Annotated in this window: 9 protein-coding genes and 1 pseudogene; 2 read left to right on the forward strand and 8 right to left on the reverse strand. The window is 46.0% G+C overall.

Annotated elements, in window-relative coordinates:
- Positions 1 to 29: 29 nt before the first annotated feature.
- The 7 genes from HF992_RS10330 to HF992_RS10360 all read right to left on the reverse strand — a co-directional run bounded on the left by HF992_RS10330 (position 30) and on the right by HF992_RS10360 (position 7,736).
- A complete protein-coding gene (locus HF992_RS10330) occupies positions 30 to 431 on the reverse strand; it encodes a ribonuclease III domain-containing protein (RefSeq protein ID WP_168549946.1) in 402 nt (133 codons plus the stop codon).
- Positions 432 to 511: 80 nt separating this feature from the next.
- Positions 512 to 1,021: a riboflavin biosynthesis intermediates N-glycosidase gene (gene ybiA / locus HF992_RS10335; protein ID WP_168549947.1), complete on the reverse strand. Its 510-nt coding sequence runs from the start codon at positions 1,019 to 1,021 to the stop codon at positions 512 to 514.
- Between the two features lie 96 nt (positions 1,022 to 1,117).
- Entirely contained in the window at positions 1,118 to 2,461 is a 1,344-nt protein-coding gene (cysS, locus tag HF992_RS10340; protein WP_168549948.1) for a cysteine--tRNA ligase, read from the reverse strand.
- A gap of 205 nt (positions 2,462 to 2,666) precedes the next feature.
- Complete coding sequence (locus tag HF992_RS10345; protein WP_168549949.1) at positions 2,667 to 3,434, reverse strand: nucleoside phosphorylase; 768 nt, start codon at positions 3,432 to 3,434, stop codon at positions 2,667 to 2,669.
- Positions 3,435 to 3,847: 413 nt separating this feature from the next.
- Positions 3,848 to 4,471 carry a serine O-acetyltransferase gene (gene cysE / locus HF992_RS10350; RefSeq protein WP_168549950.1) on the reverse strand — a complete coding sequence of 208 codons (624 nt, stop codon included), beginning with the start codon at positions 4,469 to 4,471 and terminating at the stop codon, positions 3,848 to 3,850.
- Positions 4,472 to 4,696: 225 nt separating this feature from the next.
- Positions 4,697 to 6,934 (reverse strand): polyribonucleotide nucleotidyltransferase, encoded by a 2,238-nt coding sequence (gene pnp / locus HF992_RS10355; RefSeq protein WP_168549951.1) that lies wholly within the window; start codon positions 6,932 to 6,934, stop codon positions 4,697 to 4,699.
- Positions 6,935 to 7,220: 286 nt separating this feature from the next.
- Positions 7,221 to 7,736: a hypothetical protein gene (locus tag HF992_RS10360; protein WP_168549952.1), complete on the reverse strand. Its 516-nt coding sequence runs from the start codon at positions 7,734 to 7,736 to the stop codon at positions 7,221 to 7,223.
- A gap of 68 nt (positions 7,737 to 7,804) precedes the next feature.
- Between HF992_RS10360 and HF992_RS10365 the strand changes: the two genes are divergently transcribed.
- Together HF992_RS10365 and HF992_RS10370 are read left to right on the forward strand one after the other, a co-directional pair.
- Positions 7,805 to 8,068 carry a transposase gene (locus HF992_RS10365; protein WP_168549953.1) on the forward strand — a complete coding sequence of 88 codons (264 nt, stop codon included), beginning with the start codon at positions 7,805 to 7,807 and terminating at the stop codon, positions 8,066 to 8,068.
- Between the two features lie 35 nt (positions 8,069 to 8,103).
- Positions 8,104 to 8,436: a transposase gene (locus tag HF992_RS10370; RefSeq protein ID WP_343032971.1), complete on the forward strand. Its 333-nt coding sequence runs from the start codon at positions 8,104 to 8,106 to the stop codon at positions 8,434 to 8,436.
- A 1-nt stretch (position 8,437) separates the two neighbouring features.
- Here the strand turns inward: HF992_RS10370 and HF992_RS10375 are convergent.
- Positions 8,438 to 8,559 (reverse strand): annotated as a pseudogene (locus HF992_RS10375) (IS30 family transposase); the annotation flags it as partial.

The raw sequence follows: 8,559 nt of genomic DNA on the forward strand, positions 1-8,559 counted from the left end.
TCCAACAAAAAAGTAGCTCTTCAAAGCTACTATTTTTGGTCTTCCACCTTTTCAATACACCACGCCACCAACTCCTCCAAGCGCTCGATTTGCTCGGTCATGTGGAGGTAGCCCATCACCGCCTCAAAGCCCGTCGAGACCTTGTAGGTAACAATGTCGGTGTTCTTGGCCTTGGTTTGGCTGTTGGCGTTGCGTCCACGCTTGTAAATCTCGATTTCTTTTTCGGTTAATAGCTGCGCTTCTAACATGGCTTGAACCAGCATGGCCTGCGCCTTGGCGGAGACATAGTGGGTTGCTAGGCGGTGCAGCTGGTTGGGCTTGGTCTGCCCAGTCATGATGAGGTGACGGCGAATGTACATGGCGTACACCGCATCCCCCTCAAAAGCCAAGGCAATCCCGTTGATCAGATTGACGTCAATTGATTTGGTCACAATTCAACCTTTCTTGTTTTAAATATCCTTACGACAGCGAGAAGACTTTCATGACTCCAACAACCTCGCTTGACTTAATTTCAGGTAGTTTGCTTGTTTTTATAATACTCACGGACTTCCATCAGCGCTTTCCCCAATAAGTTTTGGCCTTTCCAGTTGGCTTCATCGAGAATGCGGTCATCTTGCCAATCAATCTTGACACCCCAAATGCGGTCATAGGGCGAGCCTTCGACAATGAGGCGATTTCCAGTTTCAAGCAGTATTTCTTTTAGTCTTGGTTCGGCAAATTTGACCTTCAGAACGTCTACCATTTTGCCATATCGAACCGCCCCCCATTTCTTGTCATCATAGTTTTGAATGAATCGACCGAGTTGTTTAGCTTGATAGGGGTGAGTGGCTTGTGCGATATCGTCTGCTTTGCTCGGTTCAAAAAGTAAGGCTTTTTCAATCATTAAGCCTTGTTCAGAAAAGGATAAGTCATAACCCTTATAGGTGAATGCCGTTTTGTAAAAATTTGAAAATGGTGCATCATCTGTGAAGAAATAGACATGTGTCTCAGTATATCGCATGTCATGTGTAATGTTATCCATAGGAAACCTTTCTATTCTATGATTAAACCTGTTCGGCAATCTGCTCAAACCACGTGGGATGCTAACTATTCTTATGACAAACTAGCGTTGGAAGGTCTAGTCACGCGTCCACCTCACCCCGACCTTGGTGTCAAGGAGCTTGATGCCTTTGTTAGCCAATTCGTCCCGAATGCGGTCTGCGGTAGCAAAGTCACGGTTGGCACGCGCTTCCTGCCGCTCGGCAATCAGCGCTTCGATAGCGCTGTCGAGGACTTCCTCTTCAAAGACGATGCCAAAGACCTCCAGCATAGCGGCAAAGGCTGTCTTGACAGTTGGTGTGTAGTTGCCTGAGTTGATCCACTTCGCCAGCTCAAAGACAACCGTAATGCCGTTGGCAGCATTGATATCATCATCCATGCTGTCTGTAAAGCGAGTGACAAAGTCCGCCAACACTGCCTCGTCAGCTATCGCTGTCAGAGGCTGGGTATAGGCATTTTTCAGGTACTTAAGGTTAGCTTGCGCATCATAAATCGCTTTCTCCGAAAAGTTAATCGGCTTTCTATAATGCTGGGTCGCTAGGAAGAAGCGCAAGACCTGACCGTCAATCTTATCCAAGAGGTCACGGGCAAAGACAAAGTTACCTAGTGACTTAGACATCTTTTCATTGTCCACATTGACAAAGCCATTGTGAAGCCAGTAGTTGGCAAAGGTATGTCCTGTCTTGCACTCACTCTGGGCAATTTCGTTGGTATGGTGTGGAAACTCAAGGTCAGCTCCCCCACCGTGGATATCAATCGTATCCCCCAGTAGCTCTGTCGCCATGACCGAGCACTCGATGTGCCAGCCTGGTCGACCTGCTCCCCAAGGGCTATCCCATGAAATCTCACCTGACTTGGCAGACTTCCAGAGGGCAAAATCCAGCGGATTTTCCTTGCGTGCTGTTTCTTCATCAGTCCGACCACTAGCACCGATTTCGAGGTCAGCGAGGGTTTTATTGGCTAGTTTGGCGTAGTTAGTGGCCTTCTCGACACGGAAGTAAACATCCCCATCTGCCTCATAAGCGCAGCCATTTCCCAAAAGCACCTCGATAAAGGCAATAATCTCGTCCATATAGTCCATGACGCGAGGGTTCTTGGTCGCAGGCTTGACAAAGAGCTGGGCAGTGTCTTCCTTAAAAGCGGCGATGAACTGGTCAGCCAGCTCCTTTGGCGTCATTTGGCTTTCCGCAGCCGCCCTTATAATCTTGTCGTCCACGTCGGTGAAGTTGCTGATGTAAGTGACGTCGTAGCCACGGTACTCCAAATAGCGGCGAATGGTGTCAAACGCGACGGTCGAGCGGGCGTTGCCGATGTGAATGTAGTTATAAACCGTCGGTCCGCAAACATACATCCTGACCTTTCCCTCTTCCAAGGGCACAAAGTCACGCAAGCTGCGGGTCATGGTGTCGTAGAGTTTAATCATATAGTCCTCATTCATTCTTTTGAAAAATAGCAGAGCGGGTTAGTTTTTATAGTGCTGATAGATATAAGACCAATAATCACAAAATGCTGAAAAATCCTTGACAGCAGAAAAGGGAATGTGATGTGAACAACATTTAGAATTCTTGAATGCTTTCTTTTCTCATTATAACACAAAACCCTGCACCATGACAGGTGCAGAGGGTTCTTTACATTGCTAAATATCTCGCTATCACCAACGCCACGTCAAAGAAGGTCATGACATCTGCGGTGCGCTCTTCTTGACGTCTGTCCCATTGGTTGGCCGTGTGGTCCACATAGTCTGCTGTGTAAAAGAACTGGTAGACCTTGGCTTGTCGATACTGCGCCCAGGCCATGATAGCTGAGGCTTCCATGTCCACCACCGTCGCTCCAGCCGCCAAGCGCCTCGCCACCTTGTCCGCCGTCTCGCGGTAAAAAGCGTCCGTCGTCCAGCTCTTTGCCCGCACATGTGGGATCCCTGCAGCATCTAAGGCCTTTTCCATGGTCAATAGCAAAGCTGGGTCATAGGCGATCTCATCGCTATCAGGAGCGTAGTGGTAGCTTGTCCCCTCATCCCGTAGGGCAGAGGCTGGCAAGATAATACGGTCAGCCTTGAGCGACTTGTCCAAGACCCCACAAGATCCTAAAACGATGAAGTGTTCAAAACCAAAGGCTTTGACTTCTTCGAGTTGGCCAACTGCCATAGCAGCGCCAACCACCGCCATCATGACAGCTACCTTGAGCCCATCTTTTTCATAAAGGTAGACAGGATTGTGGCCATTAATGCTATTGATGTAGCCAATCCGCCTGACACCTGCCATCTGACGCACCCGCTCCACGATTTCCCCATTGAATGAGTAAATCAAGGTCGAGCAGACCTCATCCATGTGATGACTCCCTCCTAGATTAGTGGGTTCGATTACTGCACGACCAGGGTCAAATTCCGTTAAAATCATTTTTCCTCCCGATTTTCTATCCAAAAATGACCTAGCAAGATCAGTCCTACTCCCCTTACCCATTTTCCTGAAAAGCAGAGCTCAGACTAGTCACAACAATAAAAACCAGGACAGTCACATAAGCGAAAGACTTGTAAAACCTAGCCTAGCTAACCAAAGGCACCCAGACAGGTGCTAGCAACCCTAAAGAGCTTGAGCTTTTCCAGCTCTGCCATTAGCCTTCAGCCGTTGACGATAGAGCATTAGACACAACTAGCAGGTCACAAAGACAGCCTAACCCCCAAGGGCGCAATAACCACCTGTCCATGCCAAGAAATCTCTTGCCTTTTTCGAAGATAACACCTCAAAAGCGCCCTTAGAACTATAGGACGGATAGTTTTTTCTGTCAATTGGTCAAAAGGAACTTATCTCTCCTATAAACCTGAAGACTGGTGACTGGTCTCTCTCAGTTGTTCTAGCTTAGAGGTATAGTAACGACTATCACGCTCATGCTCTATTTGGTCAATAACCTGCTCGTCCTTTTGACCATATGCACGAACGACCTTAGCCGGAATCCCAACAACTGTTACATTGGCAGGCACATCAGCTAAAACTACCGAAGCCGCACCAACCTTGGCGTTTTCGCCGATTTCAATGGGGCCAATTAGTTGAGCATGAGCAGAAATCAAGGCACCTTTGCGAACAGTCGGATGCCGTTTCCCCACATCTTTACCCGTCCCACCTAGAGTTACTCCATGGTAAAGCATAACCCCTTCCTCAATGACAGCAGTCTCTCCGACCACCAGCCCTGACCCGTGGTCAATGAAGACTCCAGCAGCAATTTCAGCTCCTGGATGAATCTCAATCTGGGTCCAAAACCGCCAAAACTGACTATGCATACGGGCTAACAGTTTAAAATGATGCTCCCAAAGCCAATGGGATAGACGGTGAGCAGCTAGCGCCTTGACACCAGGATAGGTCAAGAGCACCTCAGCCGTTGTCCGAGCCGCTGGATCCAGCTCTTTAATGATCGCAATGGTTTTTCTCCACCAGCCCATAATTCTCTCCTTTATGTCTGATTCTTTTTCCGAAATTGTCATCCCCTAATTTACAGTAGCATCCAAGTCAACCAATAAAACTGGGCAGGCTAGTGCACTAAAGCAAAACCAGCACGTCCAGTCCTTCTCAAAATGCTAAAAGAGAAATATGCTACTATAAACAGCACCTAGCCCATCATCGTTCTAAATGAACGAGACGTTGCTAAGGCTAACGATCGCCTAAAATTAGTCTTTTTTTACCTCATGGAACTTAAGACCGCCGAAGCTGTTCTCATCGTGACGTGGTTTTCGGTTGTGGTGCGGTTTGTCGTGTGGCTTATGTTCACGTGGACGACGCTCAGGCTTAACCTGCTCTTCCAAACCTTCTGGTTTCGGAAGCAATACTTTCATAGAGGCATCCACACGACCACGGTCATCAATCTTGATGATTTTGACATCTACTTCATCACCGATTTCCACCAAATCTTCGACACGGTTAGTCCGTGCCCAGGCCATTTCAGAGATATGAACCATGGCATCTGTCTTTTCAAAGAGGTTGACGAAAGCTCCGAATTTCTCAATACGAACGACTTTGGCCTTGTAAATCTCACCAACTTTTGCTTCACGTACGAGGCTTGCAATGATCTCTTTAGCACGGTTAATCGCATCTTGGTCAGAAGAGTAGATCGCTACATGGCCTTCTTCGTCAATGTCAATTTTGACACCTGTCTCTGCAATAATCTTATCAATGGTTTCGCCACCCTTACCGATAACGACTTTAATCTTATCCACATCAATCTTGATGGTATCAATTTTCGGTGCAGTTGGTGCCAATTCTGGACGCACTTCTGGAATGGTTGCTTCAATCACATCCAAGATTTCAAAGCGAGCTTTCTTAGCTTGGGCAAGGGCTTCTTCCAAAATTTGTGGGGTGATGCCATCAATCTTGATATCCATTTGCAGAGCGGTAATCCCGTCACGTGTTCCTGCCACCTTGAAGTCCATATCACCAAAGTGGTCTTCCAAACCTTGAATGTCAGTCAAGACTGTATAATTGGTCCCATCTGAAATAAGACCCATGGCAATCCCTGCAACAGGTGCTTTAATTGGCACACCACCAGCCATGAGGGCTAATGTTCCTGCTGTGATGGAAGCCTGTGAAGAAGAACCGTTGGATTCCAAGACTTCTGCAACCAAACGAATAGCATAAGGGAAGTCCTCAAGGCTTGGCAAGACTTGCTCAAGCGCTCGCTCGCCCAGAGCACCGTGTCCGATTTCACGACGACCTGGAGCGCCGTAGCGACCGGTTGACCCTACAGAGTATTGAGGGAAATTATAGTGGTGTAAGAAGCGTTTTTTGTATTCGTCATCCAAACCATCAATAATCTGGGTTTCCCCCATCGGAGCCAAAGTCAAGACAGACAAGGCCTGGGTCTGACCGCGGGTAAAGAGACCCGAACCATGGACATTTGGCAAAAAGTCCACTTCTGCATCCAGAGGACGAATCTCATCCACACGACGGCCGTCAGGACGGATTTTATCTTCCGTGATCAATCGACGCACTTCGGCATGCTCCATGAGCTCCAAAATTTCGTGAACATCGCGCATAATACGGTCATGCTCCTCATGGTCTGCATAACGCTCTTCATAGGCTTCGACGACGCGTTCACGCACGGCATTGGTTGCATCTTCACGCGCTAATTTTTCCTCGACCTGAACAGCCTTTTTCAGGTCTTCATTGTAGGCAGCGACGATTTCTGCCTGCAATTCTGGATCCACTTGGAGCAATTCAACGTCTGCTTTTTCCTTACCGACTGCCGCGACGATTTGATTTTGGAAATCCAAGAGTTCTTGGATAGCAGCATGCCCCAAGAGCAGTGCTTCCAACATAATCTCTTCTGAAAGTTCTTTAGCGCCTGATTCCACCATGTTAATGGCATCCTTGTTACCAGCCACAGTCAATTCAAGCAGAGAGACTTCCTGCTCTTCGGCTGTTGGGTTGATGATGAATTCTCCATTGACATAACCGACCTGTACACCAGCAATCGGCCCATTAAATGGAATATCTGAAATCGCAAGAGCCAATGAGCTACCAAACATAGCTGCCATAGGTGCAGAAGCGTCTGGATCGTAAGAAAGAACGGTGTTAATGACCTGCACCTCGTTGCGGAAACCTTCTGCAAACATGGGGCGAATCGGACGGTCAATGAGTCGCGCAGTCAGGGTCGCATCCGTTGATGGACGGCCTTCGCGTTTCATCCAGCCACCAGGAAATTTCCCTGCTGCGTACATTTTTTCTTCATAGTTAACTTGTAGTGGGAAAAAATCTCCTGTCGCCATTTTCTTGGACATCACAGCTGCTGTGAGCACTGTTGAATCTCCGTAGCGAACGACAACTGCACCGTTGGCTTGCTTGGCAACCTGTCCAGTTTCCACCACCAATTTCTTGCCTGCAAAAATTGTTTCAAATACCTGTTTCGACATTGAAAACTCCTCAATTATCTTTTTTATTGCTACGTGTTTTCCACAAAGTTCAACCTAGTCAACAACCAAACCAGGCTCAACTTTGCACAAAACCACGTATCTTCCCTATTTTACCATATTTCTCGAAAAATAGGGGCATAAGAAAACAGCGAAACCAGAAATTTCACTGTTTTTAAGTTGAACGACCCAAACTATTTTATTATTCAAGAGCGCAAAAAATGATTATCTGACTTCTAATTGCGAAGGATAAACCAGCCTGATTATGAAAATCGCTCAGACCTAAAAATTACAAATCAATTCCCGAAGACGATTTCAATGCTAGACTAGACCCTCTTCTATTATTGACAAAAATAATGATCAAATAAACGATCAATAAAATTACTGTAGAGGCTAAGCTAAATTTCGCCTCTGCTTGGACAATTGATCGCATCTCTTGATCAGAATAGAGTTTCGCCACGGAATCTGAAACAATAAAATGATAAATAGATTTAACCAGTGTCAAAGCCAAGTAACCTAAGTATACATAGATAGCTTTCTTATCTTTTCTGATAAGGTAAAACAAACTAATAAGTAATGTTGCAACCATAGTAATAACCAATGCTTTACTTAAATGACTTGTAGCAAAACTATACTGTTTCTTTGTTACAGAGGCAACCTCCAGCATAAGCGTATCCAGTTCTGCATCCCCGGTCAAATGATTGGATAGATCTTTCCATTTTGCTAAGAATGTACTGTATACTCTCCCCAGCGTTGCTAGGACAGATGTCCCCAAAAGTATCGATAAATATACTGTCTTTTTCATCGTTTCCCCCTACTTATTTACTATGACTCTTAGAACCTGTATTCACAAAAAAATGTTAAACTAAAGATATGACACGAAAAGCATATGATACTGATTTAACGGATGAAGAATGGGCTGAACTTGAACCCTATTTCTCCAAACACCACACCTATAAATGGTCTAAACGAGAACTCGTGAACGCAACCTTGTATATCACCAAAACAGGCTGTCAATGGCGCATGCTCCCTCATGATTTCCCTCCTTACCCAACTGTCTGGAGTTTCTTTCGTCGTGCCAAGGAGAGCGGCTTGTGGGACAAGATTCTGGCGGAACTAGTTAAAAAAAGCGAGTAAAAGCAGGTAGAGCAGCCACTCCAAACTATGCTATCATTGATTCTCAAAGCGTGAAAACAACAGATGCTACAGAGGAACGTGGGATTGATGGCGGTAAAAAAGTCAAAGGGAGGAAGCGCCACATCGTTGTTGATACCATGGGAAATCTTCTTGATGTGGAGGTTCATGCAGCGAATTTACACGACACAACATCAGGCTTTTTAGTGGCTCGTAAAGTGATGGTACAATGTCCGACCATCAAGGCTTTTTCAGCTGATGCTGGTTATCGGAAAAGTTTTGAAGAGATGATGATTGAGGCGTTTGGTTGCCCAGTAGATATTTCTGAAAAAATAAAGGGCAGCTGGCAAATCGCTAAATTTCAAGTCTAAGTTAGGCATTTAGTAAAAATTGTCTAGGAGATAAATAGTTCAAACATTTCTTTGGATAGTTGTTAATCCAATTTTCGATGAAGGCGACCATTCTTATGGTCGTTTTCTTTGTGCCTTTTGGCA

This window comes from Streptococcus ovuberis (assembly GCF_012396585.1).
Taxonomy (GTDB): Bacteria; Bacillota; Bacilli; order Lactobacillales; family Streptococcaceae; genus Streptococcus; species Streptococcus ovuberis.

Excerpts from the sequence above, each read along its gene's own strand:
- cysS (WP_168549948.1), bottom strand. The coding sequence starts at position 2,461 with ATGATTAAACTCTACGACACCATGACCCGCAGCTTGCGTGACTTTGTG.
- ybiA (WP_168549947.1), bottom strand. The coding sequence starts at position 1,021 with ATGGATAACATTACACATGACATGCGATATACTGAGACACATGTCTAT.
- HF992_RS10360 (WP_168549952.1), bottom strand. The coding sequence starts at position 7,736 with ATGAAAAAGACAGTATATTTATCGATACTTTTGGGGACATCTGTCCTA.
- pnp (WP_168549951.1), bottom strand. The coding sequence starts at position 6,934 with ATGTCGAAACAGGTATTTGAAACAATTTTTGCAGGCAAGAAATTGGTG.
- cysE (WP_168549950.1), bottom strand. The coding sequence starts at position 4,471 with ATGGGCTGGTGGAGAAAAACCATTGCGATCATTAAAGAGCTGGATCCA.
- HF992_RS10345 (WP_168549949.1), bottom strand. The coding sequence starts at position 3,434 with ATGATTTTAACGGAATTTGACCCTGGTCGTGCAGTAATCGAACCCACT.
- HF992_RS10365 (WP_168549953.1), top strand. The coding sequence starts at position 7,805 with ATGACACGAAAAGCATATGATACTGATTTAACGGATGAAGAATGGGCT.